Origin of the sequence: Kaistia algarum, assembly GCF_026343945.1 — a bacterium.
GTDB lineage: Bacteria > Pseudomonadota > Alphaproteobacteria > Rhizobiales > Kaistiaceae > Kaistia > Kaistia algarum.
In genome coordinates this window covers 1,033,452-1,059,772 of record NZ_JAPKNJ010000001.1, presented here as the reverse complement: position 1 = coordinate 1,059,772, position 26,321 = coordinate 1,033,452, and the positions used below count along the sequence as shown (strand labels likewise).

The following is a 26,321-nucleotide window of genomic DNA, read 5'->3' as shown; positions in this document are numbered from 1 at the left end:
GCGCTCCATATCGCTGTCACGAGCCTTTTGGCGCTTGTTCTGATCGCAGCGGCGGCCTTCATCTTTCGGGATCCGCTGCTGCGCCTCGTAACGCCCGACGGCGGCGCAACCCTTCATCGCTCGCTTGCGTATGGCGATGGCCCGCGCCGCACGCTCGACATCTATGTACCGAAGGGTGCCAGCAACGCGCCGGTCGTCCTCTTCTTCTATGGCGGCAGCTGGCAAACGGGGCGCAAGGAACTCTACGGCTTTGTCGGCAACGCGCTCGCTGCGCGCGGCATGGTCGCCGTCCTGCCGGACTATCGCGTCTATCCCGAGGTCAAGTTTCCGGATTTCGTGCGGGACGGTGCCGCGGCGACGCGCTGGACCCATGACAATATCTCCCGCTTCGGCGGCGACCCCTCTTCCGTCATTCTGATGGGGCACTCAGCCGGCGCCCATATCGCCGCCATGCTGGCGCTCGACGGCGATTATCTTCGTGCCGAGGGGCTCGACCCGGCGCGCGATATCAAGGCCCTAGTCGGACTGGCTGGGCCTTATGATTTCCTGCCGCTGACGAGTTCAACCTTCATCGACATGTTCGGCGGCGCCGAGCGTGCCGAAACTCAACCGATCCACTTCGCGACGGAAAGCGCGCCGCCTGCCTTTCTGGCCGTCGGCGATGCGGACACGATCGTCTCCCCGCGCAATACGGCCAATCTCGCCGCGAAGCTTCGGGCGCTGGGTGGGGCTCCGAAGGAGATCATTTATCCGGGCAAGGGGCACTTTGGCCTGATCCTGCCGTTTATCGGCCCTCTGCGGTTTCTGGCACCCGTCGTCGATGATGTCGCTGACTTCATCAAAGCAACCGTTGCGAAGGGGAGGCCGACATGACCTGGCCGATCGTCGCTATCGCCGTCGCGGCGATCTTCCTCGTCCTCGTCATGACTGCAGCGTGGATGACGGGTCGTACGACCGGCAATGCCGGGTGGTCGGATGCATTCTGGTCCTTCGGCGTCGGGGCGGCGGGTGTCGGGGTAGCCCTTCTGCCGGATGGGACGCCCGGTGGACCCACAGCGCGTCAGCTCGTTATCGCGGTCCTGATCGCTCTCTGGGGGCTGCGCCTCGGCCTTCATATTGCGGGGCGCTCGCGAGGCGGACCGGAGGACGCTCGCTATGCCGAGCTTCGGCGCGAATGGGGCGCGAATTTCTCGCGCCGGCTCTTCGTCTTCCTGATGATACAGGCGGCGGCCGGCACCTTCCTCGTCGTGACGTTCCATATCGCCGCCCACAATCCCGCGCCTGGCCTTCGGCCGCAGGACTATGCCGCGATCCTGCTTCTCGCAATTGCGGTTATCGGCGAGACAATTGCCGATCGCCAGCTCCACGCCTTTCGCCGTGCCGGCCATCGCGGCAAGGTCTGCGATGTCGGCCTCTGGAGCTGGTCGCGCCATCCGAATTATTTCTTCGAATGGCTCGGCTGGTGCGCCTATCCGCTGTTCGCGATCGATCTTTCGGGGAGCTATCCGTGGGGCTGGATCGCGCTAACGGGGCCGGCCTTCATGTATTGGCTGCTGGTTCACGTCTCTGGCATACCCCTGCTGGAGGCGCATATGCTGCGCTCGCGCCCCGAAGCCTTTCGCACCTATCAGCGCCGTGTCAGCGCGTTCTTTCCCTATCCGCCGCAATCAGGCGGATAGGCCGAAGACGCGAAACAGCCAGCCGCAGGCGAGAATAGCGAGAGCCGAGGCGAGCCCGCTGACAAAGGTGCCCCAGGCCATGTCGATCAGCGTGATCGCGAGGCCCCAACTGCGCAGCGTGGCGAAATTGGTCAGATCATAGGTCGCATAGGCGAAGAAGCCGAACAGCGCGCCAAAGGCGAAGGCGCTGAGGACAGTCCCGCCCCTCAGGGCCGGTGCGACAGCGAAGACAACGAGGCCGGCCGCGTAGAGAAGGTAGAAGGCGATCGCCGGGCCGACCCGGAAACCGTCCAGCAAAATGTCCCCGATCAGCGGCCGATAGATGCGCCCGGCCATGGAGCCGAGCCAGACGGCATCGATCGCGGCAAAGGCGACCAGCGTGACGAGATAGGCGAGGGCGATGGCCATGGTGTTGTCCTTTTGAGGTCAACGAGAAACGGACGGCAGGAACCATCGGATCAGTCGAAGGCAAAATGCCGCGACCCTTGGCAGAGGCCCGCTTACCTGACGCGGTATCGTGTGCTGCCATCCGTGGGCGGGACATCCGGGGCGGGCTTCCCCCTGTGCTCATGCCGCCAATATCCCAGATGGCGGACTCAGTGCCCATATTGGCGATACAATCGACCCGCCGAAGCGCCTACTAATCGGGAAAGGCCGTCGCAGAACGGCAGCGCAAGGAAGGGGAGGCATCCATGGCGGATCGCCCTCTCGCCGGGAGGAAATCGCCATGACGTCCTACCTTTTCAGGAATGTGGAGATATGGGACGGCGATCGCGACGATCGCTATCCAGGTGAGGTTCTCGTCAGTGGTAACCGCATCGCCAAGGTCGCACTGGGCCGTAACCAGATCGCGGCCGAGCAGGCGGCGGAGGTGATCGATGGCGGCGGCATGACGATCATGCCTGGCCTCGTCGAGGGCCATTGCCACCTTTCCTTCGTCGGCCCGCGCCGCAACCAGGATCTCGGCGAGATTCCGCCTGAGGAGCATCTTCTGCGGACCTGCCGCAACGCGACCTTCATCCTCGATCACGGCTTCACCTCCTGTTATTCCGCCGCCTCGGCGAAGCTGAGGATCGACGTTGTCGTCCGCCAGGAGATCGAGGACGGCTATCTCGCCGGCCCGCGCTATCGCGCCGCCGGTCCGGAGATCACCGTCACCGGCGGTCTCGGCGATGAGCGGAAGCAGCACATGCATGCCGAGAGCTTCGGCATGATCGCTGACGGAGTCGACGAGATCCGCAAGGCGGTGCGCCTTTGCTGCCGCGAGGGCGTCGACAATGTGAAGCTCAACATTTCCGGCGACGAATTCGTGGGCCATGCTCGCGCCGAGGTCGTGTCGATGACCCAGGAGGAGGTCGATGCCGCCGTTGCGGTCGCGCATGACTGGGGCAAGCGCGTCGCCTGCCACAGCCGCGCGGCGGAATCGGTCAAGCGCGCCGTCCGCGCTGGCGTCGATTGCATCTATCATTGCGACTTCGCCGACGAGGAAGCGCTCGACATGCTGGAGGCGGTCAAGGACCGCGTCATCATCGGCCCGGCTTTCGGCCTCGTGCATAATTCGGTTTTCGAAGGCGATGTCGTCGGTCTCTCTAAGGCGGTCGTGGAGCGCATGGGCCTGCCGAGGAAGCTCGAGCACACGGTCGCGACCTATCACGAGATGAGGAAGCGCGGCATGAAGGTTGTCGTCGGCGGCGACTATGGCTTCACCGTCACGCCCATGGGCCAGAACGCCCGCGACATCGGCCATTTCGTCAAATTCTTTGGCTATTCGCCGGCCGAGGCGCTGCGCTGCGCTACGGCGGTCGGTGGCGAACTGATGGGCCATAAGGGCGAACTCGGCCTCGTCAAGGAGGGCGCGCTCGCCGACCTGCTGCTCGTTGACGGCAATCCGCTGGAGGACCAGTCGGTGCTGGTCGGTCCCTCGCTCCTTGCCATGGTGATGAAGGACGGCGTCCTGCACCGCGATCCGCGCCGCTATGTGGCGCCAGAGCGCCGCCTCGCCGCCGAGTGAGCCGGATCTGACGCATAGCCGGCCTTGGCCCGTCGATTGTACCGAGCTTCCGCGATCCTATGGAGTCCCCACCTTGTCCATAGCCGGAATCGCGCTGGAAATGCGCGATATCACTAAGTCGTTTCCCGGCGTCCGTGCCCTCGAAGCTGTCAGCTTCGATTGTGCGGCCGGCGAGGTGCATGCGATCTGCGGCGAGAACGGCGCGGGCAAGTCGACGCTGATCAAGGTGCTCGGCGGCATTTACCAGCCCGACGCCGGCTCGATCCTCGTCGAGGGCACGCCGGTCGCCTTCACCCATCCGGTGCAGGCCCGGCGCGCCGGCATCAGCATCATCCATCAGGAACTGAGCCTGCTGCCGCATCGCTCCGTGGCGGAGAACGTGTTTCTGGGGCTGGAGCCGACTCGTTTTGGCCGTCTCGACCGCAAGGCGATGCAGGTTGGAGCGCGGTGTCTGCTAGACCGCCTCGGTTCGACGATCGCCGCCGAGGCCCGCGCCGGCGAACTCTCGATCGCCGAGCAGCAGATCGTCGAGATCGCCAAGGCGTTGGCCATCGACGCGCGCATCCTCGTCATGGACGAGCCGACGGCGGCGCTTGATGACACCAGCGCCCGCCGCCTCCTCGATCTCGTTGGCAAGCTCCGCGGCGAGGGCGTCGCCATCGTCTATGTCTCGCACCGCATGCCCGAGATCGCTGCGATCGCCGACCGGGTGACGGTGATGAAGGACGGGCGCAAGGTCGAGACCGGCGCCGTCGCCGACATGCCGATCGAGCGCATCGTCCGCCTGATGGTCGGCCGCGAACTCTCGGATTTCTACCCCGCCAGGCCGAATGCGACGCAGGGCGACGTGCTGATGGAGATCGAGGGTGGCGGCAACGCCGCGCTCGCCGACATCGATCTCGTTCTCCGCGCCGGCGAAATCGTCGGCGTAGCCGGGCTGGAGGGCTCCGGCAAATCGGCCTTGGCGCAGGCGATCTTCGGCGATCGACCCTTCACGCGCGGCACCATGCGCTTTGCCGGGCGGCCGATTGAATTGAAGCGCCCGCGTGCCGGCATCGAGGCGGGGATCGGCTATCTCTCGGATGATCGCAAGCGCGAGGGTCTGATCCTTCAGCAATCGCTGCGCGACAATGTCCTTCTGGTGCGCCGCGCCTTTGCCGGACCACTCCGTGCCGCCGCGCGCGGTGCGCTCTCCGATGAATTCGCCGACGACATGCTGCGCCGGCTCGACGTTCGGGCCGCCCGCTTCGACCAGGAGATCCGCCAGCTCTCCGGTGGCAACCAGCAGAAGGTGATCCTGGGCCGCTGGCTGGCGCGCGATCCGAAGCTGCTCATCTTCTGTGAGCCGACCCGAGGCATCGACGTCGCTGCCAAGGCGGCGATCTACCAGCTGATGCGCGACGTCGCCGCGCGCGGGCGCGGGGTCTTGATGGTCTCGTCCGATCTTCCCGAGATCGTCGGCGTTTCCGACCGCATCGTCGTGATGCATCAGGGCCGCATCGCGGGCGAGTGCATGCCCGATGCCGGTGAGGAGAGCGTCATGGCTCTCGCCGTTGGCCACCGCCCGGCCATCCTCGCTTCGAACGGAGCCGCGCTGTGACCATGGCCGACGCCTCGCTTCCATCCCCGGCCCGCCGGCTCGCCTTTCCGGTGCCGCTGCTGCTCTTCCTAGCCTCAGCGGTCCTCTATATCGGCGCTTCGCTCTATAGCGGCCAATGGAACCAGCTCGGTGCCACCGGCCTGATCGGCCTCGCCCAGCGCATGGTCGGATTGGGCATCGTCGCGCTCGGCCAGACCTTCGTCATTCTCTGCGGCTCGATCGATCTGTCGGTCGCCAACCTGATCAGCGTCGCGGCGGTGCTGGCTTCCTTTGTCATGCAGGGCGATCCTTCGATGATCGCCCCGGCGGTCGTTCTCGTGCTCGTTGTTTCGGCGGCCGTCGGTTTCGCCAATGGCGTCATCGTGGCCAAGTTGGGCGTCAATCCGCTGATCGCGACGCTCGGCGTCGGGTTGATACTGCAGGGGCTGCTTTCGGCCAGCTTCAACAATTTCGCCGGTTCGGTTCCCGAAGCCTTCCAGGCGCTTGCCTATGGGACGGTCGCCGGTGTTCCCTATTCGGTGATCGGCCTTCTGGTCCTTGCGCTTCTCGGCGCCGGGCTGCTGCATTCGACCCGTTTCGGCGCCCATCTTTATGCGACGGGCGGCAATGTCGATGGCGCTCGTCTCGCCGGTATCCGCACTGACCGGGTCACCATTCTCGCCCACGTGATCTGCAGCCTGACGGCCGGCGTGACCGGGCTCTATCTGGCGAGCCGGCTGCGTTCCGGCGCGCCCTGGGTTGGCCGTGACGGCGTCTATGATCTTGAATCCATCGCGGTCGTCGTCATCGGCGGCACGCTGCTCTCCGGCGGGCGCGGCGGCGTGTGGGGCACGCTGGCCGGCGTGCTGCTCTTCGCGACGCTTGACGCCGTCTTCAACATGCTGGGCGTGCCAGCCTTTCCGAAGCAGGTGTTGCGCGGCGCGATCGTCGTCCTCGCCGTCGCCGCCTATGCGGTCCGCAACAAGGGAGCGGTCGCATGAGTTCGGCGGCAGCCAGCGAACCGCGCAAGGGTGGCGTCGTGAGCGTTCTCAGGAAGCTCAACATCGCGGTGATCGTCTTCGTCGTTCTCTACGCGGCCATTGCCATCCTGCAGCCGAACTATATCGAGCCCGCAGGATTCATGAACTTCCTGAAGCGGGCGACGCCGCTCGCCGTGCTGGCTTGCGGACAGATCTTCGTGCTCGTCTCCGGCGGCTTCGACCTTTCCATGGGTGCCCTAGTCACATTGACCGTGATCGGCGGCTCGATGCTGACCGACAATGATCCGGGAAATACCGTCTGGGCCATCGGCGTGCTCTATGCCATCGGCATTGCGGTCGGCCTCGTCAACGGCTTCGTCGTCACGGTGCTGCGCGTCCCCTCGATCATCGCGACGCTCGGCATGCTGCTGTCACTGAACGGAGTCGCCATGATGTGGTCCGGCGGGTCGCCGCGCGGCTATCTCCCCGACAATCTTCGATTTTTCGGCCGCTACGCCTTTCGTGACGTGCCCCTGATCGGAACCTTCCCGATCGCCGTCATCGTGCTGGCCGTCGTCGCCGTCCTCGCTTTCTGGGGACTGCAACGCACCGTCTTCGGCAAGCGGGTCTTCGCGATCGGTGACAATCCGCGTGCCGCCGAACTCTCGGGCGTTCGTGTCGATCGGACCCGTTTCGCGGCCTTCATCCTCTCGGCGCTCGCCGCCGTCACCGGGGGCATCCTGCTTGCGGGCTTCGGCGGCGTGTCGGTTGACGTCGGCTCGGGCCTTGAATTGCAGGCGATCGCCGCCTGCGTGATCGGCGGCGTCCAGCTTATGGGCGGTCGCGGTAGCGTCATTGGTGCCGTTGCCGGCGCCCTGACCCTGTTCGCCTTGTTCACGCTCCTGAATCTGCTGGGTCTACCGCAGCCACTCAAGGACACGGCACAGGGCGTCATCCTGATTTCGGCCGTCGCGTCCGGCGCCTGGCGCCGGCGCCGCGCCGGATAGAGAGGGCCGATAGGCTCGCAACGCCGCGCCAAGCGGTATCGAACGGGAGGATTGCAATGACAAGACGATGGATTGGAATCGTGGTGGCGGCGGCGAGCCTTGCGTTCGCCGGGACCGCCATGGCCCAGAACTTCGACGATCCGAAGGAGTTCGAGGCGTCGAAACAATTGCTGGAGATGAAGCCCCAGGGTCCCGAGGGCAAGCCGTGGGAGCAGAATCTAGGCGGCAAGGAGGTCGATACCTCCCAGTATAAGAAGGCCGGCCCTTACCACATCTGCTTCTCCAATGCCGGTGTGAACAATCCATGGCGCGTCGTCGGCTGGACCGACATGCAGGCTCAAGTCGAGATCCAGAAGGCCGATATCGCCTCGTTCACGGCTGCCGATGCCGAAGGCAAGGACGACAAGCAGATCTCGGACATCAACGCCTTCGTTTCTTCCGGCAAATGCGACGTGCTGATCGTCTCGCCGAACACGACGGCGGCGCTGACGCCGGCGGTGGAGGCGGCGTGTAAGGCACTGCCCGTTGTGGTCTTCGATCGTGGCGTTCTGACCGAATGCCCCGTCACCTTCGTCAATCCCATCGGCGGCTATGGCTGGGGTATCCAGACGGCGAACTTCATCGCCGAGAAGCTGCCCAAGGGCGGCAAGGTGCTGGCGCTCAGGATCCTGCCGGGCGTCGACGTGCTGGAGACGCGCTGGTCGGCGGCGAACCGCATCTTCAAGGAGAAGGGCATCGACGTGGTCGGCGCCGAGTTCACCGATGGCGACAACGCCAAGACCAAGGCGATAGTCGAGGACTACATCAACCGCTTCGGCAAGATCGATGCGATCTGGATGGATGCCGGCGCCACGGCCGTCGCCGCCATCGAGGCCTTCGAGGATGCGGGCCAACCGTTCCCGATCATCACCGGCGAGGACCAGGAAGACTTCCTGGTGAAGTGGAAGAAGGAAGGGCTGACGGCGTTCGGTCCGACCTATCCGACCTATCAGTGGCGCTCGCCCATCATCGCGGCGGTCAAGATCCTCAAGGGCGAGCCGGTCATCGGCCCGACCTGGAAGCTGCCGCAGCCGGTGATCACGCAGGAGACGCTGGACCAGTACGTCAATGAGAAGATGCCGCCGCTGCACTACGCCATGTGCGGCTGCGAGGACATGCCCGGCTATCCGGAGACGTGGGGCGGCAAGAAATAACGAATAAAAGTGGGGCAAAGACTGGGGCACCGAGAGGTGCCCCTTTTCTTGCGCGGGGAGCGGACAGTTCAGCGTGTAACCGGATCGTCATCCATGAGGCCGGATCGGCCGTGCCTTAAGGCTTGCATGATTGCCGCCATGATTTGCACCCTCATGTAGTCGGCCCGATCTTCTTCCGACGCGGCGAGGCCGACGGCCGTAATCTTATCAACAGTGTGCTGTGCCCATTCTGAAAAGGTCCAATAGCCGTCAATCATCTCGTTTCCCCCCTTTCACCCTCGCCGCATTTTCATGAGCTCGCTGGAGAGGCAAGCGGCTACCCGCTCCAGACAGGCAGTGGCCGAACGCACTTCGCCTTCGCTGGCATTTGGTCGGAGGCCGAGCCGGAGGGCGCAGGTGAAGCCGAGCCCGGAGCGGCCGATGGTCGTCTCGACGAGACGGGGAGGGCTTTCGCCGCCGCTATCCCAGGGTGCACGTCTTGTTGCGACAATGAGCTCGCTGTCGTCATCGCGAAGTACTAGGAACGCCGAAGCATCGGTATCGTCGCGCAGGATCGGCAGCAGGGCTTCCACCCCCGTGGCGATCCCGCCAAAGCCGAAGCGCGCCAGGCCTAGTCGTCCCCCCGCTATGCCCGGCATGAGCACGCCGCCCGCGTCCCGCTCGACAAGGCCTGCGGCGTCGAGTTCTGCCACCACGGCGAACGCAGTTGAGCGTCCGATGCCGAGCTCGGTCGCTAGCTCAGCGACAGAGCCGCCCGGCGCGTCGGCGAGGCGAGACAGCATTCGCGCGACGGCGGCGATACCGGCGGTCTCATCCATTCTCTGCGCTCCTCGTCGGCTCGATCGCGGCGGAGCGGTTATAGCGATTGCCCTTGTAGTGGATGCGGAACGAGCGTGGATCGTAGGAAGGCCAGAGGCCGCTGGCGAGGATCAGATCGTCTGGCAGGTCCCAGCGCACATGTTCGTCGGCCCAAAGATCCGGCCTCACCGAGCGCGTCGCATGGCCGCGTGTCACCACGATCTCGGTTGCGACATCGACGCGGCGCGGCACCGAACGCCCACGCAATACGTCGAGGAGCACATCGACGGATCGAAGTCCCATAGCCGGCGGATAGTCGACGGCGGCGAGCGCCACGCCGTGCCGGATCGCCAGCTTGTAGGCGAGGTTGAGATCGCCGCCCGTATGAGGCGGGATTGAGCCGGAACGACCGGCGGCGATGAAAGCCCTGAGCGAACCAACCGCCTGCAGGCCGGAATCGCACCAGACGCCGTCAATCGCCGTGCCGCCTCGGGTGAGCCTCTCCCCCACAATCTCGCGGCCGCGCTGTTGCTGCCAGCCGGTCCAGCCGATGTCGAGAATGTGGATGCCGGGATAGCGCGAGAACACCGACACCGCACCCTCAAGACGCCGATGCGCGGGGTCGGCATCGAAGAGGCCCGGCAAAAGCAGGATCGAGCCATGGCCGCGCAGCCGCTCGGAAAGCCATCGCGCGGTGATCTCGCCGATCGTGCGGTCGTCGCAGGTCACGAAGCAGGCGTTCGCCAGAATATCGGGCCGGCCGCGATCCACGAGCACGGTCGGCACGCCCCGCCTCTCGGCTTCGCCGATTACCTCAATGAGTGCTTCCGATTCATGCGCGCTCAGCACCAGCCCGTCTATCCCGGCCTCCAGAAGCGCCCGGATGTCGGCAATCTGCCGCGCGGCGTCGAGACCGGCATGGTGGACCGCGAGCGAGGAGACCAGCCTCTCATGCCGAACCGCGCCATATTCGACGCTGTGCACCAGGGCAGTTCGCCATGGATGGTCGATCGAGGCATTGGAGAAGCCGAGACGAAATTTCGGCGTTCGGCGGAAGCGGCTCGTGTCGGAGACGATCGCGCAGGCTTCGTTCCGCAGCAACACATAGCTGGCGCCGGGCGCTCGGGTCAGCCGCTTGTGGCGAGGCACGAGGCGGCGTTCGTCCTCCTCGCGCAGTTGCTCCTCCCGGCGAAGCGCCAGGCGCGCCGCCGTTGGCCCGATCGAAAGGATGCCGCGAACCGAAAGATCGAGGAGGCCGTATTCCTCAAGGATCCGGCTGATGCGGCGGAGCGTCGATCGCGCGATGGCGAGGCGCCGCAAAGCCTCTCCGGTCGCGAGCTGTCCATTCGAAGCTGCCAGCAGCATCAACAACTCGATGGCAACCGAGCGCCCGATCCGCTGGTGCTGGGGCGGCCCCGGCTGGCCAGCGTCCGGGGCCGCCGCCTCGACTCTAACGCGGCCTTGGGCCGGACCGGTTCGATCCATGTGGCAAATCCTCCCCGTCCATAGGAAGGGAGAAGCCGCCCCGGCTCAAGCCCGTCGTCAATGATCGGCCGGAGGACTTCAGTGGCCGCGCTGAAGGCGGGCCGGGACGGCGGGGAGCATTGCGGGCGGAAGCGAGGAGGCGAGCAACTCGCGGATCGCTCGGGCGGGCAGCGGAACGCTGAACAGGAAGCCCTGGACCTCGTCGACTGCCGTCTCCGCCGCCACGACGTCGAGTTGCTCGGGTGTCTCGATCCCTTCGACGACGACCTTCATGCCAAGGGCGGCGCTGAGTTCAGCGACGCCGCGCAGCAGGATGAGGGCGCGGCCTGCCGTATCGACATCGTGCACGAAGGAGCGGTCGATCTTGACCGTATTGAGCGGGAAGGCGTGCAGATAGGAAAGGCCCGAATAGCCGGTGCCGAAATCGTCGAGTGCGATCCGGACGCCGAGGTCGCGCAATTGCTGCAGCGTCTGCCGGGCCTGCTCCGTGTCCTGCAGAAGCACCGATTCAGTGATCTCGACTTCGAGCCGCTCGGCGTCGAGCCCGCTGCGCCTGAGCGCCGCCGAGACGGTCGCGACCATGTCGCTTCGCTTGAACTGCACCGAGGAGAGATTGACCGAGACGCGCACGTCGCTCGGCCAGCGGCGGCATTCGGCACAGGCCTGGTTGAGAACCCAGTCGCCGATCTCGACAATGAGCCCCATCTCCTCGGCGACCGGAATGAACTCCGACGGCGGGATCATGCCGCGTCCCGGATGATTCCAGCGCAGCAGCGCCTCGCAGCCGACGATCTTCATGGTGCGGATGTTGAGCAAGGGCTGGAAGTACAGCTCGAAGCCGTCCTTCTCCAGCGCCTGGCGCAGGTCAAGTTCCAGGGCCCGCCGGGCCCGCACGGCGACATCCATAGCCGGTTCGAAGAAGCGCCAGCACGATGTCGCGGTCCCCTTCGCATGGTAGAGGGCGAGATCGGCGTTCTTGAGCAGAAGATCCGTATCGCCGCCATCGCGTGGCGAGATCGCGATGCCGACGCTGGCGCCGATGATGACGGTGTGATTCTCGATGTGATACGGCCGCGAGACGGATTCGACGATGCGTTCGGCGAGTCTCGCCGGGCCCGCATCATCGCCGAGGCGCATCTGCAGCACGGCGAACTCATCGCCGCCGAAGCGTGCCACTCGCTCGCTGGCCTTCAGTGTGCTGCGGAGCCTGTCGGCCACGGCGCACAGCAGCAGGTCCCCCGTCGGGTGGCCCAGCGTGTCGTTCACCTGCTTGAACTGATCGAGATCGATGAACAGAACGGCGAGCTGGTGCCCTGCCTCTTGATCAGCCAGCGCATTCTGCAGCTCTTCATGGAAGACGGAGCGATTGGGAAGACCTGTCAGCGCGTCGAAGCGGGCGAGCTGGCGGATTCGCTGCTCGGCATTGCGACGCTCGGTGATGTCCTCGACCACGACGACGGAACCGCCATTAACCATCGACTCTGTCGTGAAGGAAAGCGACCGTTCGCCCTCGACCTCGGAGTAGAATTCGACGCCGGCGCCCGAAAGCCGATGCTCGAACTCCTGGATGAACTCCCCGAGGTCGAGATCGCGGGCATGGCGCAACGAGCCGCTCTCGCGCAGCAATTCATGCACATTCTTGCCGGTCAGGTCCATGTCGGGCGGAAGTTCGAGCAAGGCCGAAAGCTGCCGGTTGGCGATGCGGATCCGCTTCTTCTCATCGAACATGCACAGCCCATGCGGCATGTTGTTGAGCGCCGTATCGAAATGATGGGCAAGGTCGCGCACCTCGCGCTCCGAGATCACGGCGGAGAGCAGCGTCCCGCGCAACCGTTCGGAAATGAGCTTGAGACCCAGGAAGAACGGCATCACGACGATGCCGAACATCACGTAGTAAAGGCCGCCGACATAGAAGAGCGCCGCTGACAGCGGGATGCCGGCCCCGAGGATCTGCGACATCACGAGCGATCGGCTCGCGAAATTGCGACCCGACGTGCCGATCATGTAGGCGAGTACGACTGAGAAGCTGAACAGGCGCACGAATGGATCGTCGGAAACGACGAAAGCTGCGAGGCACCAGCCACCGAGCAGGCCGACATAGATCGCCGCCCCGACGACGTAGCGTCGCTCCCAATGGCTGAATTCCTCCGCCTTGGTGAAGCTCGGACGGATCCTGCGATAGGTGCGCATGTCGAGGGCGCGAAGATAGGCGACAAGAGCGATGACGATGCCGAACGCGAGCAGCAGTGGGCTCTGCGCCTTCCAGCCCGTAATGATCGCGGCGAGCGACGCCGCGGTCGACCCAACGAACAGCGAAGTCTGTACCTCGAACAGGGCGTCGACCAGGGAACCGTAGATATCGAGCGGGATTGCGGTGTCGGACCGGCCGGTTTCCTGCCGCTGTGTTTTTTCTGTGGCCTGCGAAATCATGCGCGTCCCATCGGAGGGGTCGTCCTCACTACGCGTCGCCCGCGCGGCGCCCGGCCCTTTCTGAGGCGGCTTCGAACCCATCTCGGCACATCTCCTCGATCCGTTCGGACAGCGTCAGGCTGCCGCGGCGCCCTTGGCAGCCTTACCCCGACGCCGGGCGGGCTGGATAGACATGTCCGCAGCAAAGCGCCCGAAGATCGGATCGAAGCGGTCTGGATGGGTCAGGAAGGCGGCGTGTGCGGCTCCGCGCAATTGGAAGCAGTGCTTTTCCCAGAGGCTGGGCATGGAGAGGCCCGCGATGTAATCGAGGTTGATGAACGGGTCGAGCGCGCCGTCGACAATGGCGAGCGGAACGTCCGTTGTCTCGACGATCGCGCGCTGGTCTGCGGTCCCCCCGGTGAAGAGATTTTGCATCATCATCAGCCGCGCGAGGCCGTCTGTGCGTCGGAGCGCCGCCCGGAACTCAGCCGTTTCGGCCTCGCCATAGACGGCCTTGGCGAACGCATCGACTTCCGCTTCGCTCAATTGTTCCTTGCCGAAGAGTGCTCCGACGGGTTCGGGCCGAAAGCCAGCCTGCAGCGATTCGGGCGTCGGCCGAACGGGCGGCGTACCGCTGATCATCAGACCGGCCAGGCCGGGAAAGCGGGCGATGAGGTCGATGCCGATATGGCCGCCAAGCGACCAGCCATAAACCGCGGCGCGCTTGAGGCCCAGTTGCGCCAGCACTTCCAGCACCGTCTCAGCATAGCCCGGGATCGAATAGGTTCGTGCCGGGTCATGCGCATTGCCGGACGCGCCGTGGCCGGGAAGGTCGATCCCGACCAGTTGATGCGTGGTGCCGATTGGCCCCGCGAGCAGAGGACCGAACACCTCCTTGCAACTCGAATTGCCGTGCAGCAGAATTACGGGAAACCCTGTGCCCGAACTCAACCGTACCGCGATGTCGGCATGGCTTGTCTGGATTGTCTGCTCTGATGTCATTCTTGCCCCCTGCGCTTCTCGGTCCGCTTGGCGTTTGCCACCCGCCGCCAGGTTTCGAAACCGCCGGTTGTGTATCTACGCGCGAAACGCGTGGCTTTGAGCTGATCGTAGGAAAGGTTGACTACCAAACCTTTAAGAAAATTGCGGCTGCGTCGAGCGCCACCCGACTTGATCTTGAATATTTGCGAGCGCGATTGTTTTGATTTTATTGTCCGGGCTCTTCGAAGCGTCGTTTGATTGCAACTCCAGTGCATTCACAAGAGGCTCATTGAAATCGAAATGAAGATTGGCAGCGAGTTGGAAAGCTATGTATTGGGCCATTCGGACGAGGAACTCGTCCGGCTGGAAAGGCAGGCCGAGATATTCAGTGAGGCAACGGAAGCCATCCTGTCTCTCGCGGGTCTTCGGACTGGAATGCGCGTTCTCGATCTGGGCTGCGGCGTCGGTGATGTGTCGCTGATTGCTGCCCGTCTCGTCGGAGCCGAGGGCCGGGTCGTCGGCATCGATCGCGCGGAAGAGGCGCTGTCGACCGCCCGCCGCCGCGTCGCGGCCGCCGGCTTGTCCAACATCACCTTCGAGAGCCGCGACATCGAGGCGCTCCAAGATGTCGAACCTTTCGACGCCGTGATTGGCCGCTTCATCCTGATGCATCTGCCGCGCTCCGCCGCGATCCTCGCCGATTTGAAGTCGGTCGTGGTGCCGAACGGTCTCCTGGCCTTTATCGAGATGGACATCTCGTCCTCTTCCGCGGTGCCGCCAATGCCGCTGTTCACTCGCTGTCTGGATTGGATCACTACGCTCTACCGCCGCGCCGGCATGGAGCCGGACATGGGATCGAAGCTCTACGGCGTCTTCCGGGCGGCGGGTCTGGCTCCGCATCTTCACGGGATCTGCCGTGTCGAGGGCGGCCCGGACGCTACCGCCTACGACTATGTCGCGGAAACGATCCGCACCATGTCGCCCAACCTGCAGAAGCTGGGCCTCGCCACGGCGGAGGAACTGGATGTCGAAACGCTTTCGGCCCGGCTCCGCCAAGCGTCGCTTGAAGCGGATACCTGCTTTGTCTTCCCGCGCTTCGTGGGCGCCTGGGCCCGCACCTGACCAAGCCGTACCGGAACGGTGGGAAGCGCCCACCCAGCCAGTCTTTCACCATTGAAGCGGCCGCCGCCTTCCGCTATGAAACGCCCGGCGGTCCACCCGCCCCAGCGACGCACCCGTAGCTCAGCTGGATAGAGCGCTGCCCTCCGAAGGCAGAGGCCAGGGGTTCGAATCCCTTCGGGTGCGCCATTTCAGTACAGAACTGCGAACCGCAGAAGCCGCCGTTTCCCCGCTCGAAGCGGCGACGAGGCTTTGCAGCAGGTTCGATTTTGTCCCCATGATGCGAACCTCATCGTCTGCGACCTCAACGCGCTGGGCAAACGCGCGCAGGTGATCCCGCCGATAACCGCCTCCTTCGATCCGAAGGCTGCTGCGCGCGGCTTGCGAAAGCGCGTCGATCATCTCCGGCGTAACGCTTTGGTCGCCGGAGCCGTCGAGCGCCACCCGTATCCGCTCGGCGTCGGCCGTGGCCTGATCGCGGATTGCCTTCAGACTGGCGATCCGGTCTTTCAATCCCGCATCATCCAGCGCCGCGACGCCTGATTCGATCGCGTCATAGAGCCGGTTGAGGCGCTGATCGGTTTCCGTGATTCGCCGGTTCAGTTCTGTCAGATGCTCGCGGCGGCGCTCGGTTCGCTCCTGCCGGCGATCGAGAAGGCTCGACAGCATCGTCTCCAACCGCTTCGGTTGAAGCAGGCGATCTTCGAGATGGCTCACGACCAGATGGTCGAGCTTGTCCATTCGGATCGAACGACCTTTGCAGCCAGTGGCTCCTTGCCGAGCTTTGGTCGAGCAAGCATAATACGTGTATTGCCCGCCATTGCCCCGCCCGGTGCGCATCGTCATCGCGCCTCCGCACTTGGCGCAGAAACAGATGCCGGTGAGCAAGGTCGGGCCGCTGGTAACCCGCGCAGGCACCACCATCGGATTGCGGGATTTGAGGCGCGCCTGCACCGCGTCGAAGGTATCGCGCTCGATCAGCCGCGGCACCGTCATAATTGCCACTTCACTCTCCGGCTTCTTCTCGCGGTTCTTGAAAGAGCGCGTATTGAACCGGTGCTCGCCGATATAGGTCGTGCGGGTCAGGATCGCATGAATTTGCGCCAGCCCCCATTTCCCGCCGTCACGGGTAAATATGCGGCGTTCATTGAGGTAGGTTGTGATGGCCTTGACGCCCTTCGGGCCGGAGATGCCATCGCCCTCAAGGAACAAGCGATAAATGAGCCGGACCGTTTCCGAGTGCAGCGGGTCGATCTCCAGCTTCTTCTTGGTCTTCGATCCACGCTGTTCGGCCGCAACGATACGATAGCCGATCGGCGGCCGCGCGCCGTTCCAGAAGCCCTGACGCGCATTTTCGTTCATGGCGCGCAGGACGTGCTTGGCGTTTTCCTTCGACTGGTATTCATCGAACAACGCCATGATTTGCCGCATCATGACGTGCATGGGATCGTCGCCCATCTCCTGTGTGATCGAGACCAGCTTTACGCCGTTCTTGGCGAGCTTGCGGACGTAGAACTCCAGCTCGAAATGATCGCGGAAGAAGCGCGAGAAGCTATGAACGACGACGACATCGAAGGGGGCCGGCTTGGTCGTGCCCGCCTCTATCATGCGCTGGAATTCCGGACGACGATCATTGGTGGCGGAAGCTCCTGCTTCCACGAAGGTCTCGACCAGATCATAGCCGCGTGCCGCGCAATAGGCTTCGCCCTGCTTGCGCTGATCGGGAATAGAAACGTCATGTTCGGCTTGGCGGGTGGTCGAGACACGGAGATAAAGAGCGGCACGTTGGGCGACGTAGCGAGATTGCATGTTCATGCGCGACCTCCCTTCGCTTCCTGTCGTTCGAGGATGGGCAGGTCGAGCGCTACTCGATCGTACAGCACCTTCGGCATGAGTTTCCGGCCCTGGCCCGGCTCCATGCTGACGAGACCATAGCTCGCCATGGTCTTGAGGGTGCGCGAAAGGCTGGATTTGGCACGGCCGGTGATCTGCGCCAGCTCCTCCAGCGATCCGGGAGCCTGTGCATGGATCACGCGCAGCAGCTCTCGGTTCCCGCTGGAAAGAACCTGCGCGAAGGATTCGGTCGAGGTGAACCACACCTTAGGATCGTCCGCAGACGGCTTTTCCTCGCCGCGCGCAATCCGCTGGGTACGGGCTTTCATCTCATCATAGTCGGCAATCCCGATCTTCAGTGTGGTCATAACACGCCTCGTTCCTTCAGCACTGCGTCCACCACCTGCCAAAAGTCGGCCAGCAGCGTGGCCGCATCCTCGTAGGCATATGGCTTCACGGTCTGGAACCGGTGGCGATGATCCTGCGGCTCGCGCTTCTTCTGACGACCGACGGGATGGGCATTATCGAACCCGACCAACCGTTCGCCCGAAGGCCCGTGAAGCGTGAGCGAGTAATCGAGGCCATGTGGCTTTTCCGACGAAACCGGGACGCAGGTGACAACGAACTTCACCCAATGACCACCCTCGGGATCGACGACGAGAACCTGACCATGAAGGTCCAACAGCGTATCGAGGCTCGGGTCACGATCCTCGCTCATGGCCGATTGTTAACATCCGGTGTTAATGATGGCAAGGCCGGCTTTGAATGCTCGGCGGCGGCGGCGCTGAACAGACGGTCGAGGACATCGCCGAAATACCGCTCGAAAACGTCCACCTCGGCTTCGGTGACGGGAAGGAACTCCGGCCAATCGTCGACGACGGCCATGCGATCGATGCTGGGATCAGCATCACCGGAGGCACGCGATGCACTACGACTTTGCGGATGATCATCGGCGTAATCATAGAGATCGGCCGGAAGGATCATTGGCACCGATTTGCGGGAACGTTGTTTCCGGGGGCGCTTCATGTTCCCGGACATCACTCACCCTCAACGGTCGGCGTTCGTCGCGCCCTTGCCTTGGCGAAGCCTCGATCGGTGGCGATGAACCGCTCCAGCATGGGGACGATCAGTCGGACGGGATCGGATGCGGCCTGCCCTGCCTCACGGCCGAGGATTTCGGCATAGGCGGTCAGGTCGCGGTGCAAGCTGGCGGGCAGCTCCAGCGTGACCTTGATGGGCTTGTCGTCAGCGATCGGACCGAGCTTCAGCTTGGTCATGGCGTTCCCCCATAGGGTTCGAGCACCAGGTCGCGGGTGACGATGACGCGGACGGGAAAGCCCGGCCGGATGGTCAGCGTCGGGGCGATCTGCAACTGGCGCTGAACGATCTGCTGTCCAGCCTGATTGATGGTGTCCTGTGCGCCGTTGCGGATCGCCTGCACCAGTCGGTCATTGTCATCGGTGGCGAGTTCGGCGCCGATACCAAGCAGCGTCGAAAGGGCTGCTGCCTTGGCGAGATCCCACCAGTGGTAATCGACGCCATCCTCCAGCCCGGCATAGCCTTGCGTGTCCGCTCCCGGCTGGCGTTCCAGCACGATTGACCGGCCGTTCGGGAAGATCAGCCGATTCCAGACAAGGAGGATGCGGCGCTGGCCGAAGCCGACGCCATTGTCATACTGGCCGATGACGCGCGTGCCCTGCGGGATCAGGAGGATGCGGCCGGTCGGGCTGTCATAGATATTCTCCGTCACCTGAGCCGTGATCTGGCCGGGCAGATCGGAACGGATGCCGGTGATGAGTGCTGCGGAAATCACCGCACCAGCCTGAAGCACGTTTGGCGACGCGGGCGCGGCTACGCGATCGGAGGAGACGGTGCGCCTGTCCGGTGTCTGGTCGAGGAAGGCAAGTTGCCGATCCTGCGCCGAAGGCGTGGCCGGCTGGACACCAAGGCCAAGGCTGGCGAGGTTCGGTACAGCCGCCGTCACCGTCGCTGTCGGCGCAGCGTTGCGGGTTTCCGTCGAAGCGAACAGCCGCGCGGTCCTCGCCGCCTCCAGTTCCTGCAAGCGGCGCTGTTCCTCGGCGCTGAGGCCGGGTTGCACGGCAGGATTGGCGGGCGTGCCGACGAGCGGCGGCGTGACGGGTTGCCCGCGGTTCCGGGCGTCGAGAATCGGTCGGCCGAGATCGCCGGGAAGCGGCGGGCCAAGCACCGGCCCGGTATAGTCGCGCGGCAGGCTGTTAAGACCGTCCGGCGTCGCCCGGTTATCGGTCGAAAGCAGTTCCTCGTTCTGGCGACCGCCCTGCGATGTCTGGAGCGCGTAGATCAACGCGCCACCGACGCCGAGACTGGCGACAAGGCCAAGACCGGCAAGCACCTTGCGCGACAGGCGGGTGACGCGCGGCGGCTCGGAGCGCAGACGCATAGGCGCAACCGGCTCGCCGGTCAGCGGCCGGGCGTCGTCCGACGTTTCCGGGCCTTCGGGTTTGCGACCTTCTTCCTTTTCGGGATCGACCTCGTTCACGATGCGGGCCTCCCATCCGTGCGCGAGATGCGGACGCGCTTCTGGTTACGCTCAGTGCCGAAGCGCAGTTCGGCGGCGGCGAAGAGCCGGTCCACGATCATGTAATTGCCACGCACGCGATAGTTCACCAGTTCTGAGGTGTTGCCCTCCGGGCCGACGACGAAGAGCGGCGGCATTTCGCCCTGACCGATGCCGCGCGGAAACGCGATGAACACCTGACGGCCATCGTCGAAAGCGCGTAACGGCCGCCAAGGCGCACGATCGCCGGAAACCTCGTAGCGGAAGTTGACGCGAGAGAGATCGACGCCGGAGGCGACGGGCTGGGTTGCCTGCGCCTCGGCGTTCTGGCGGCGCAGCGCGATAAGCTGGTCCTGCGGATACTGCCAGGACACCGACGCCATATAGGTCCGCTCGGTCGAGCGCAGTTCCATATGGTAGGTACGCAGGTTGGTATTGATGACGAGATTGGTCATCAGATCGGTGCGTGTCGGCTTGACGAGGATATGGACCTGCCGTGCGGCACCTGTGCCGCTTTCTGTATCCCCGATGATCCAGCGCACCGTATCACCGGCCGCGACCGGGCCGGAGCCGACCAGCGTTTCACCGGGCTGAAGCGCGATGTCGGTGATCTGCCCGACGGCAGTATAGACCTGATAGAGCGCGCCTTGCGTGAAGGGATAGACCTGCATGGAGTTGATGAAGCCGTCGCGGACGGGCTGGATGCGGGCGGCGGCATTGGCCTGATTGACGCGCGTTGCTGGATCGGTGGACTCCGGCGTCCGGCGCGAGGTCTCGACGGGCTTCATCTGTCCGGGCAATGGCAAGGGGCGCGGCAGTTCGACCACCGTGACTGGCGCAGGCGGATCGACCGCCTGCACGGCCGGCGCGGCGTCGTCATAGGAAATTTCGGGCGGCGGGGTCGTGGTGGCGCAACCGGCAAGGGCCGTGGTGCAGATGAGGAGAGCCGGGAAAGCGGACTTACGGAAAGCCGGCCTCCCGAATTTACGGAAGGCGGGTGTCATTGTCCAAGCTCCTTCGACCAGTTGATGGCGTTGACGTAGATTCCGAGCGGATTGACCCGGAGTTTTTCCGCGTCGCGCGGGGTCTGCACGACGACGGTGAGGATGGCGGACCAGCGTTCGGTGGCGGCGAGCGAGCCGTCCTGATAGCGCCGCTCGATCCAGGCGACGCGGAAGCTGTCGGGCGAAGCCCGGATCACACTGGAGACTTCCACCGCGATCTGCTGCTTGCCGACCTTGGTGAACGGGTCGTTGGCGCGGGCATAGTCGTTGAGCGCCAGCGCGCCGGCCTGCGTCGTGAACTCATAGGCGCGAAGCCAGTTCTGCCGCACGATGATGGCGTCTGCCGGGATCGCGCGAACCTGTTCGATGAAGCGGGCGAGATGGAACGCGATCTGCGGATCGGTCGGCCGGTAATCGGCCACGGCGGGGGCAACGGCCTGCGCCTGACCGAGCTTGTCCACCTGCACGACCCACGGCACGATAGAGCCGCTGGTGGATTGCCAGACCAGTGCGGCGGACAGGCCCGCCGACAGGGCGAGCGAGCCGAAGGCCATGAAGCGCCAGTTCCTCGACTGCACGCGAGCGGAACCGATGCGGTCGTCCCAAACCTGCGCTGCCCGTTGATAGGGCGTCTCGGGCTGAGGGGATTTGCCGTAGTGGGTGGAAGGTCGTTTGAACATCAGCGATCACTTTCGGAAAGGTTGATGGAAGAGCCGCCGCCGTGGCTGTCGCCGCTGCGCACGGAATGCGCTGCGGCCTGAACGCCGTGCGAAAATTGCTGCGAACGCTTCATGCGTTTGGCCCAGGCGGGCGGACCATCGGCGGCGGATGCCGACGGTGCGGCACTGGACCCGGCTTCGGTAGCCTCTCCCCCGATGGTCCCGGCAGTCGAAGAACCGCCCGTGACCTCGAACGCGCTGCGCGCGCCGGCCTTATAGCTCTGCTTCATGCTATCGGCGGCTTTCGATGCCGCACGCTTCAAGGGGGAGACGGCAGCCTGCGCGCCGGTCGAGGCGACATTGCCGAGACCGGAGGCGACGGCGGATGCGCCGCTGTGACCGGCCGCGCCGAGGCTGTAGGCGGTCGAAGCACCGCCCGCGAGCGCAGCACCACCACGGGCGGCGGCAGCGGCTCCTCCGGCAAGAACCCCGGCTCCGCCAGCGGCGGCACCCAGAGCTGCACCACCCGCCATGACCATGCCACCTGCGGCGAGACCTGTTCCAACCGCTGCGCCCGCGCCGAGTTGCGGGCCGCCAGACACGAGACCATTGGCGATGCCGGGGCCAAAGATGCCGAGGCCCAGCAGTGACAGCGCGGCGAGCACGATCGCCATCGCGTCGTCGATCGTCGGCGTCGCGCCGCCGAAACCGGCAGTGAACTCGGAAAACAGTGTCGAGCCAATGCCGATGATGACGGCCAGCACCAAAACCTTGATGCCCGATGAGATGACGTTGCCGAGCACCCGTTCGGCCATGAAAGCGGACTTGCCGAACAGGCCGAAGGGGATCAGCACGAAGCCGGCGAGCGTCGTCAGCTTGAACTCGATCAGGGTGACGAAGAGCTGAACGGCGAGAATGAAGAAGGCGAGCAGGATCAGCGCCCAGGCGAACAGCAGGCAAGCGATCTGGATAAAGTTCTCGAAAAACGAAACCCAGCCCATCAGGTCGGATATGGATTCCAGCAATGGGCGGCCAGCGTCGAGGCCGGTTTGCGCCACCTTGCCGGGGCGCAGCAGGTCGGCGACGGAAAAGCCGGTGCCCGACGCCTTCAGGCCGAGACCGGCGAAGCTCTCGAAGACGATGCGGGCGAGATTGTTCCAGTTGCCGATGATATAGGCGAAGACGCCAACGAACAGTGTCTTCTTCACCAGCCGGGCGATGATGTCGTCATCGGCACCCCACGACCAGAAGAGCGCCGCCAGCACCACGTCGATGACGATTAGCGTCGTGGCGATGAAGGCGACTTCGCCGGACAGCAGGCCGAAACCGCCGTCGATATATTGGGTGAAGACTTCAAGGAAATGGTCAATGACGCCAGTGCCACCCATGTCAGCGCGCTCCCTCATCAGGAGAAACGGGCGGTTTCGCAGGCTCGGGCTGGATGACCGGCTCGGCTTCCTTGCGGATCGGATCTTCGGTGGGGGGCGATGGCCACAATGTCGTCGGAGCGTCCGGCGCGTCTGACGCCTGCGCACCCTGTTTCAGGAAGCGGTCGCGACTCTCTGCCCATATGGCGAGGCAAGCTGGATCGCGTGTCGCAGCTTCGCCCATGTCCCGGCACTGGCGAAGCCGCTGGCGCAGTTCGGCGGCATTGCCGCGTTCACGGGTGAGTGGGCTAACCTCTGCCGGTGCGGGCTGGCGCGTGAACTCGATCACAGCGGCGGTGATGGCGACGCCGACGAAAGCGACGGCACCAAGCCGGGCAAGCATTTTGCCGTCCATTGGCGTCGCCTCCCTCAATTGCCGCTGCCGGGGAACATACGGGCGTTGCCCGGCTGATAGCCCGCGCCCGGCGTCAGGAAGCGGCGGCGCTGCTCACGGCCCTGTTCCGCAGCGGCGGCCCGCTCGGCATCGTTGAGCGCCTGTGCGCGGCCATTGGCGGCGATAACAGCGGTGAGATCGGCGAGCTGCTGGGTCTGGAGCGCGAGAAGCTGGTTGCCGGCCTGTGTCGCCTGAAGCGCACCGGTTGCGCTCTGGCTCGCGCCCACTAATCGCGACATCTCCGTGCGGTTGGTGTCGATGTTGCCGACGACGGTGGCCTGCACCTTCATCGCGTCCTGAAGGCCACCAACCGTGTTCTGCCAGCGCGAACGGGCGTCGGAGACAAGCTGCTGGTCAGTAGCCGACAACGAAACGCTGCCGTATTTCTGCTGGAATATGCGGTCGATCTGGTGAACATCATAGGCGATGTTTTGCGCCTGATTGAGCAATTGCTGTGTGCGCTGCACCGACTGCTGAAGCTGCTGGAGGGATGAGATCGGCAGGCTCGCCAGATTGCGGGCCTGATTGATGAGCATCTGCGCTTCGTTCTGAAGCTGTGTGATCTGGTTGTTGATCTGCTGTAGCGCGCGGGCGGCCTGAAGCACGTTCTGCGCATAATTGGTCGGGTCATAGACGATGATGGCGTGCGCCGGCGTCGTCAGGATGGGAGCAACGGCGACGGATGCTGCGAGAAGCGCTGACGCAACGCAGCGGGCGCGCGAACGGGACGAGATACGAATCATGGCATGATCTCCTTGATTTCAGTGGACGAAATAGTGTTCGGGGGGACGACATTGGTGAGGTCGCCGATCATGTCGGCGGCCCAGGCAAGGCGGTTCTCGCAGAGCCATTCGTAGAGGAAGCCGTTCGTGCCCACGCGCGCATGAATATCGGCAATGAGTTGCTGATGCTGGCGCGAAGACGCGGCGCAAAGCGACAGGGCCACGTCGCTGAGGCCAAGATCGAACAGGCGATTGCCGCGCCGCGACTGGCAGTAATAGTCGCGCTTGGGCATCGCCCGTGCGATGATCTCGATCTGGCGATCGTTGAGGCCGAAGCGGCGATAGATGGCGGTAATCTGCGGCTCGATCGCCCGTTCGTTCGGCAGAAATAGCCGGGTCTGGCAGCTTTCGATGATGGCGGGCGCGATGGCCGAGCCGTCGATGTCCGATAGCGACTGCGTGGCGAAGATGACGCTGGCGTTCTTCTTGCGCAGCGTCTTCAGCCACCCCCGGAGCTGGCCGGCGAACCCTTCGTCGTCGAGCGCCAGCCAGCCTTCATCGACGATGATGAGCGTCGGCGATCCGTCGAGCCGGTCCTCGATCCGGTGAAACAGATAGGCGAGAACGGCCGGGGCCGCATCGGTGCCGATCAACCCCTCGGTCTCGAACGCCTGGACCGTGGCGGTGCCGAGATGCTCGGATTCCGCGTCGAGCAACCGGCCCCAGGCGCCGCCAATACAATATGGCCGCAGCGCCTGTTTCAGATCGTTCGACTGGAGCAAGACGCAGAGGCCGGTGATGGTGCGCTCTTCCACGGGCGCGGACGCCAGCGAGGTCAGCGCCGTCCAGATATGCTCTTTCACCTCCGGGGTGATGGCAATGCCTTCGCGGATCAGGATGGCTACGATCCAGTCGCCCGCCCAGGCGCGTTCGGCCGTCTCCTCGATGCGGGCGAGCGGCTGAAGACTGACGGAGGTTTCCGAACCGTCCGTCAGCCCGCCGCCCAGGTCGTGCCAGTCGCCGCGCATACAGAGCGCCGCCGCACGGATCGAACCGCCGAAATCGAAGGCGAAAACCTGCGCACCCCGGTAACGGCGGAACTGGAGCGCCATGAGCGCCAGCAGCACGGATTTTCCCGCGCCGGTCGGGCCGACGACGAGCGTATGGCCGACATCGCCGACGTGGAGGGAAAACCGGAACGGGGTCGAGCCTTCGGTCTTGCCGAAGAGCAGTGGGGGCGCTGCAAAATGCTCGTCCCGTTCCGGCCCCGCCCACACCGCCGAAAGCGGGATCATGTGGGCGAGATTGAGCGTGGAAATCGGCGGTTGCCGGACATTGGCGTAGACATGGCCGGGCAGCGATCCGAGCCAGGCATCCACCGCGTTGGTGGTTTCCGCCATCGCGGTGAAGTCGCGACCCTGGATGACCTTCTCGACCAGCCACAGCTTCTCGTCGGCAATGCGCGGATCGGCGTCCCATACCGTCACGGTGGCCGTGACATAAGCGATGCCGGCATAGTCCGCGCCGAGTTCCTGAAGCGCGAGATCGGCATCCGCCGCCTTGTTCGACGCATCCGTGTCCACCAGCGCGGATTGCTCGTTGGTCATCACCTCCTTGAGGATGGCGGCGATAGACTTGCGCTTGGCGAACCACTGCCGCCTGATCCTGGTCAGCAGTTTCGTCGCATCGGTCTTGTCGAGCAGGATCGCGCGGGTGGACCAGCGATAGGGAAAGGCCAGCCGGTTCAGCTCGTCGAGCAGGCCGGGCGTCGTCGCGGTCGGGAAGCCGGTGATGGTGAGAACGCGCAGATGCTGATTGCCAAGGCGTGGCTCCAGCCCGCCGGTCAGCGGTTGGTCAGCCAGCAGCGCGTCGAGATAGATCGGGGTTTCGGGAACGCGGACGCGGTGCCGGTGCGTGGAAACGCAGCCATGTAGGTAGGTCAGCGTCTCGGTGTCGGACAGCCACGCACATTCCGGCATGAAGGCTTCGATCAGCCGCAACAGCCGGTCGGTGCGATCGGCGAAGCCGCTCATCACCTCATTGGGGTCGATCCCGGTCTTCTCCCGGCCCTCATAGAGCCAGGTTTCCGCGCGGGCGGCGTCCTCGGCGGGCGGCAGATAGGTGAAGGTCAGGAAGTAGCTGGACTCGAAATGTGCGCCGGCTTCCTCGAAATCGGCCTTGCGCTCGGCATCGACCAGCGCCGATGCGGAATCCGGGAAAATACTGTTCGGATAGGTCGCGGCGGCATGGCGCTGCGCTTCGACGAAGATCGCCCAGCCGGAACCCAGACGCCGGACGGCATTGTTGAGACGGCCGGCGACGGCCACCAGTTCGGCGGGCACGGCTGAATCCAGATCGGGGCCACGAAACCGCGCGGTGCGCTGGAAGCTGCCATCCTTGTTGAGCACGATGCCGGGGCCGACGAGTGCGGCCCAGGGCAGGAAGTCGGCAAGTCGGCTGTTGCGATTGCGATATTCGGCGAGGTTCATCATCTCGGGCGCTCCC

General features: G+C 64.5%; 25 protein-coding genes, 1 tRNA gene and 1 pseudogene. 9 read left to right on the top strand and 18 right to left on the bottom strand.

Going from position 1 to position 26,321, the window contains the following annotated elements; translation table 11 throughout:
- Positions 1-27: 27 nt before the first annotated feature.
- The gene (locus OSH05_RS05180; protein ID WP_133163042.1) at positions 28-873 is read left to right on the top strand and encodes an alpha/beta hydrolase; all 846 of its coding nucleotides are present in this window, start codon (positions 28-30) and stop codon (positions 871-873) included.
- Positions 870-1,679, top strand: coding sequence for a DUF1295 domain-containing protein (locus OSH05_RS05175; RefSeq protein WP_104217259.1), 810 nt, complete (start codon positions 870-872; stop codon positions 1,677-1,679). Before OSH05_RS05180 ends, OSH05_RS05175 begins: the two co-directional genes overlap by 4 nt.
- On the opposite strand, the gene OSH05_RS05170 is transcribed toward OSH05_RS05175, so the two are convergent.
- The gene (locus tag OSH05_RS05170) at positions 1,668-2,087 is read right to left on the bottom strand and encodes a DUF2177 family protein (RefSeq protein ID WP_104217260.1); all 420 of its coding nucleotides are present in this window, start codon (positions 2,085-2,087) and stop codon (positions 1,668-1,670) included. The genes OSH05_RS05175 and OSH05_RS05170 overlap by 12 nt on opposite strands.
- Before the next feature lie 319 nt (positions 2,088-2,406).
- Here OSH05_RS05170 and OSH05_RS05165 point away from each other — a divergent pair, with 319 nt between their 5' ends.
- The 5 genes from OSH05_RS05165 (at position 2,407) to OSH05_RS05145 (ending at position 8,449) form a co-directional block, all read left to right on the top strand.
- A complete protein-coding gene (locus tag OSH05_RS05165; protein WP_104217261.1) occupies positions 2,407-3,690 on the top strand; it encodes a metal-dependent hydrolase family protein in 1,284 nt (427 codons plus the stop codon).
- 73 nt (positions 3,691-3,763) lie between these two features.
- Positions 3,764-5,290: a sugar ABC transporter ATP-binding protein gene (locus tag OSH05_RS05160; protein WP_266352067.1), complete on the top strand. Its 1,527-nt coding sequence runs from the start codon at positions 3,764-3,766 to the stop codon at positions 5,288-5,290.
- Between the two features lie 2 nt (positions 5,291-5,292).
- Positions 5,293-6,270 (top strand): ABC transporter permease, encoded by a 978-nt coding sequence (locus OSH05_RS05155; protein WP_104217262.1) that lies wholly within the window; start codon positions 5,293-5,295, stop codon positions 6,268-6,270.
- Positions 6,267-7,256 (top strand): ABC transporter permease, encoded by a 990-nt coding sequence (locus OSH05_RS05150; protein ID WP_104217263.1) that lies wholly within the window; start codon positions 6,267-6,269, stop codon positions 7,254-7,256. The genes OSH05_RS05155 and OSH05_RS05150 overlap by 4 nt, the downstream gene beginning before the upstream one ends.
- Before the next feature lie 56 nt (positions 7,257-7,312).
- Complete coding sequence (locus OSH05_RS05145) at positions 7,313-8,449, top strand: substrate-binding domain-containing protein (protein ID WP_104217264.1); 1,137 nt, start codon at positions 7,313-7,315, stop codon at positions 8,447-8,449.
- Positions 8,450-8,517: 68 nt separating this feature from the next.
- Here OSH05_RS05145 and OSH05_RS05140 read toward each other — a convergent pair whose 3' ends face one another.
- From OSH05_RS05140 to OSH05_RS05120, 5 genes are all read right to left on the bottom strand, one after another.
- On the bottom strand, positions 8,518-8,706 hold the full coding sequence (locus tag OSH05_RS05140; protein WP_104217265.1) for a hypothetical protein: 189 nt from the start codon (positions 8,704-8,706) through the stop codon (positions 8,518-8,520).
- A 15-nt stretch (positions 8,707-8,721) separates the two neighbouring features.
- Entirely contained in the window at positions 8,722-9,267 is a 546-nt protein-coding gene (locus OSH05_RS05135) for a MarR family transcriptional regulator (protein WP_104217266.1), read from the bottom strand.
- Complete coding sequence (locus OSH05_RS05130; protein WP_266352066.1) at positions 9,260-10,612, bottom strand: substrate-binding domain-containing protein; 1,353 nt, start codon at positions 10,610-10,612, stop codon at positions 9,260-9,262. Before OSH05_RS05130 ends, OSH05_RS05135 begins: the two co-directional genes overlap by 8 nt.
- Before the next feature lie 198 nt (positions 10,613-10,810).
- On the bottom strand, positions 10,811-13,243 hold the full coding sequence (locus OSH05_RS05125) for a putative bifunctional diguanylate cyclase/phosphodiesterase (protein ID WP_104217268.1): 2,433 nt from the start codon (positions 13,241-13,243) through the stop codon (positions 10,811-10,813).
- Between the two features lie 33 nt (positions 13,244-13,276).
- Positions 13,277-14,143, bottom strand: coding sequence for an alpha/beta fold hydrolase (locus OSH05_RS05120; RefSeq protein WP_104217269.1), 867 nt, complete (start codon positions 14,141-14,143; stop codon positions 13,277-13,279).
- Between the two features lie 279 nt (positions 14,144-14,422).
- Between OSH05_RS05120 and OSH05_RS05115 the strand changes: the two genes are divergently transcribed.
- Positions 14,423-15,244: a class I SAM-dependent methyltransferase gene (locus OSH05_RS05115; protein ID WP_104217270.1), complete on the top strand. Its 822-nt coding sequence runs from the start codon at positions 14,423-14,425 to the stop codon at positions 15,242-15,244.
- Between the two features lie 109 nt (positions 15,245-15,353).
- Positions 15,354-15,430: transfer RNA gene (locus OSH05_RS05110), tRNA-Arg, on the top strand.
- Here OSH05_RS05110 and OSH05_RS25180 read toward each other — a convergent pair.
- The 12 genes and pseudogenes from OSH05_RS25180 to trbE form a co-directional block, all read right to left on the bottom strand.
- Positions 15,401-17,056, bottom strand: a pseudogene (locus tag OSH05_RS25180) (recombinase family protein); the annotation flags it as partial. The gene OSH05_RS05110 and the pseudogene OSH05_RS25180 overlap by 30 nt on opposite strands.
- Positions 17,053-17,442: an HVO_A0114 family putative DNA-binding protein gene (locus OSH05_RS05100; RefSeq protein ID WP_104217271.1), complete on the bottom strand. Its 390-nt coding sequence runs from the start codon at positions 17,440-17,442 to the stop codon at positions 17,053-17,055. The gene OSH05_RS05100 and the pseudogene OSH05_RS25180, both read right to left, overlap by 4 nt.
- On the bottom strand, positions 17,439-17,792 hold the full coding sequence (locus OSH05_RS05095) for a toxin-antitoxin system TumE family protein (protein WP_104217272.1): 354 nt from the start codon (positions 17,790-17,792) through the stop codon (positions 17,439-17,441). Before OSH05_RS05095 ends, OSH05_RS05100 begins: the two co-directional genes overlap by 4 nt.
- Complete coding sequence (locus tag OSH05_RS05090) at positions 17,789-18,112, bottom strand: hypothetical protein (protein ID WP_104217273.1); 324 nt, start codon at positions 18,110-18,112, stop codon at positions 17,789-17,791. The genes OSH05_RS05095 and OSH05_RS05090 overlap by 4 nt, the downstream gene beginning before the upstream one ends.
- Positions 18,112-18,351 carry a DUF2274 domain-containing protein gene (locus OSH05_RS05085; protein WP_104217274.1) on the bottom strand — a complete coding sequence of 80 codons (240 nt, stop codon included), beginning with the start codon at positions 18,349-18,351 and terminating at the stop codon, positions 18,112-18,114. Before OSH05_RS05085 ends, OSH05_RS05090 begins: the two co-directional genes overlap by 1 nt.
- Positions 18,348-19,592, bottom strand: coding sequence for a TrbI/VirB10 family protein (locus tag OSH05_RS05080; RefSeq protein ID WP_266352065.1), 1,245 nt, complete (start codon positions 19,590-19,592; stop codon positions 18,348-18,350). Before OSH05_RS05080 ends, OSH05_RS05085 begins: the two co-directional genes overlap by 4 nt.
- Entirely contained in the window at positions 19,589-20,614 is a 1,026-nt protein-coding gene (gene trbG, locus OSH05_RS05075; protein WP_104217275.1) for a P-type conjugative transfer protein TrbG, read from the bottom strand. Before trbG ends, OSH05_RS05080 begins: the two co-directional genes overlap by 4 nt.
- Entirely contained in the window at positions 20,611-21,294 is a 684-nt protein-coding gene (gene trbF / locus OSH05_RS05070) for a conjugal transfer protein TrbF (RefSeq protein ID WP_104217276.1), read from the bottom strand. The genes trbG and trbF overlap by 4 nt, the downstream gene beginning before the upstream one ends.
- Positions 21,294-22,661 (bottom strand): P-type conjugative transfer protein TrbL, encoded by a 1,368-nt coding sequence (trbL, locus tag OSH05_RS05065; RefSeq protein WP_104217277.1) that lies wholly within the window; start codon positions 22,659-22,661, stop codon positions 21,294-21,296. The genes trbF and trbL overlap by 1 nt, the downstream gene beginning before the upstream one ends.
- Position 22,662: 1 nt before the next feature.
- Positions 22,663-23,055 (bottom strand): putative entry exclusion protein TrbK-alt, encoded by a 393-nt coding sequence (trbK-alt, locus tag OSH05_RS05060; protein ID WP_104217278.1) that lies wholly within the window; start codon positions 23,053-23,055, stop codon positions 22,663-22,665.
- 14 nt (positions 23,056-23,069) lie between these two features.
- Positions 23,070-23,837: a P-type conjugative transfer protein TrbJ gene (trbJ, locus tag OSH05_RS05055; RefSeq protein WP_104217279.1), complete on the bottom strand. Its 768-nt coding sequence runs from the start codon at positions 23,835-23,837 to the stop codon at positions 23,070-23,072.
- A complete protein-coding gene (gene trbE / locus OSH05_RS05050; RefSeq protein WP_104217280.1) occupies positions 23,834-26,308 on the bottom strand; it encodes a conjugal transfer protein TrbE in 2,475 nt (824 codons plus the stop codon). The genes trbJ and trbE overlap by 4 nt, the downstream gene beginning before the upstream one ends.
- Positions 26,309-26,321 lie beyond the last annotated feature (13 nt).

Bases quoted from the DNA above. Each gene is read 5' to 3' on its own strand.
- OSH05_RS05175 (WP_104217259.1), top strand. From the start codon at position 870: ATGACCTGGCCGATCGTCGCTATCGCCGTCGCGGCGATCTTCCTCGTC.
- OSH05_RS05170 (WP_104217260.1), bottom strand. From the start codon at position 2,087: ATGGCCATCGCCCTCGCCTATCTCGTCACGCTGGTCGCCTTTGCCGCG.
- OSH05_RS05165 (WP_104217261.1), top strand. From the start codon at position 2,407: ATGACGTCCTACCTTTTCAGGAATGTGGAGATATGGGACGGCGATCGC.
- OSH05_RS05155 (WP_104217262.1), top strand. From the start codon at position 5,293: ATGGCCGACGCCTCGCTTCCATCCCCGGCCCGCCGGCTCGCCTTTCCG.
- OSH05_RS05150 (WP_104217263.1), top strand. From the start codon at position 6,267: ATGAGTTCGGCGGCAGCCAGCGAACCGCGCAAGGGTGGCGTCGTGAGC.
- OSH05_RS05145 (WP_104217264.1), top strand. From the start codon at position 7,313: ATGACAAGACGATGGATTGGAATCGTGGTGGCGGCGGCGAGCCTTGCG.
- OSH05_RS05140 (WP_104217265.1), bottom strand. From the start codon at position 8,706: ATGATTGACGGCTATTGGACCTTTTCAGAATGGGCACAGCACACTGTT.
- OSH05_RS05135 (WP_104217266.1), bottom strand. From the start codon at position 9,267: ATGGATGAGACCGCCGGTATCGCCGCCGTCGCGCGAATGCTGTCTCGC.
- OSH05_RS05130 (WP_266352066.1), bottom strand. From the start codon at position 10,612: ATGCTGCTGGCAGCTTCGAATGGACAGCTCGCGACCGGAGAGGCTTTG.
- OSH05_RS05125 (WP_104217268.1), bottom strand. From the start codon at position 13,243: ATGGGTTCGAAGCCGCCTCAGAAAGGGCCGGGCGCCGCGCGGGCGACG.
- OSH05_RS05120 (WP_104217269.1), bottom strand. From the start codon at position 14,143: ATGACATCAGAGCAGACAATCCAGACAAGCCATGCCGACATCGCGGTA.
- OSH05_RS05115 (WP_104217270.1), top strand. From the start codon at position 14,423: ATGAAGATTGGCAGCGAGTTGGAAAGCTATGTATTGGGCCATTCGGAC.
- OSH05_RS05100 (WP_104217271.1), bottom strand. From the start codon at position 17,442: ATGACCACACTGAAGATCGGGATTGCCGACTATGATGAGATGAAAGCC.
- OSH05_RS05095 (WP_104217272.1), bottom strand. From the start codon at position 17,792: ATGAGCGAGGATCGTGACCCGAGCCTCGATACGCTGTTGGACCTTCAT.
- OSH05_RS05090 (WP_104217273.1), bottom strand. From the start codon at position 18,112: ATGTCCGGGAACATGAAGCGCCCCCGGAAACAACGTTCCCGCAAATCG.
- OSH05_RS05085 (WP_104217274.1), bottom strand. From the start codon at position 18,351: ATGACCAAGCTGAAGCTCGGTCCGATCGCTGACGACAAGCCCATCAAG.
- trbG (WP_104217275.1), bottom strand. From the start codon at position 20,614: ATGACACCCGCCTTCCGTAAATTCGGGAGGCCGGCTTTCCGTAAGTCC.
- trbF (WP_104217276.1), bottom strand. From the start codon at position 21,294: ATGTTCAAACGACCTTCCACCCACTACGGCAAATCCCCTCAGCCCGAG.
- trbL (WP_104217277.1), bottom strand. From the start codon at position 22,661: ATGGGTGGCACTGGCGTCATTGACCATTTCCTTGAAGTCTTCACCCAA.
- trbK-alt (WP_104217278.1), bottom strand. From the start codon at position 23,055: ATGGACGGCAAAATGCTTGCCCGGCTTGGTGCCGTCGCTTTCGTCGGC.
- trbJ (WP_104217279.1), bottom strand. From the start codon at position 23,837: ATGATTCGTATCTCGTCCCGTTCGCGCGCCCGCTGCGTTGCGTCAGCG.
- trbE (WP_104217280.1), bottom strand. From the start codon at position 26,308: ATGATGAACCTCGCCGAATATCGCAATCGCAACAGCCGACTTGCCGAC.